Source organism: Collinsella aerofaciens ATCC 25986 (assembly GCF_964259375.1).
Taxonomy (GTDB): Bacteria; Actinomycetota; Coriobacteriia; order Coriobacteriales; family Coriobacteriaceae; genus Collinsella; species Collinsella aerofaciens_BO.
The window spans coordinates 37,579-38,347 of sequence record NZ_CAXVJM010000017.1 but is presented as its reverse complement, the minus strand read 5'-3'; the positions used below and the strand labels follow the sequence as shown (position 1 = coordinate 38,347).

At 68.5% G+C, this 769-nt stretch carries 1 protein-coding gene; it reads left to right on the top strand.

Annotated features, from left to right (window positions below; genetic code table 11):
* A partial coding sequence (locus ACEXKH_RS08090) for an InlB B-repeat-containing protein (protein WP_373573728.1) occupies positions 1-769 on the top strand: 769 nt, incomplete at both ends.

Genomic DNA, 769 nt, shown 5'->3' with positions numbered 1-769 from the left:
GACCGACGGCGACGGCGTCGCCCGCCAGCCCCTGGCCCCGACCCGCGAGGGCTACACCTTCGCCGGCTGGACCTACGACCGCGAGGGTACCGATCCTGTCGACTTTGATAACCCGCTCGTCGGCGGTGGCAAGCACGCTACCCTTTATGCTCAGTGGAATGCCGTTGAGGAGGATAACTCCATCGACGTCCTCTACGTCGCCAACGGCGGCACGTTCTTCGACGGCAGTGACGCCCTCCAGGGCGTGACCGACGGCGACGGCGTCGCCCGCCAGCCCCTGGCCCCGACCCGCGAGGGCTACACCTTCGCCGGCTGGACCTACGATGCTGTCGGCACCGACCCGGTCGACTTCAGCAAGCCGCTGGTCGGCGGCGGCGACCACGCCACCCTGTTCGCTCAGTGGGACATGGTCAAGGAGGACAACTCCATCGACGTCCTCTACGTTGCCAACGGCGGCACGTTCTTCGACGGCAACGAGACGCTCCAGGGCGTGACCGACGGCGACGGCGTCGCCCGCCAGCCCCTGGCCCCGTCCCGCGAGGGCTACACCTTCGCCGGCTGGACCTACGACCGCGACGGTAAAGACCCGGTCGACTTCAGCAAGCCCGTCCAGGGCGGCGGCGACCACGTGACGTTCTACGCCCAGTGGAACATGGACGTCGAGGCCAACTCCATCGACGTCCTCTATGCAGCCAACGGCGGCACGTTCTTCGACGGCAACGAGACGCTCCAGGGCGTTACCGACGGCGACGGCGTCGCCCGCCAGCCC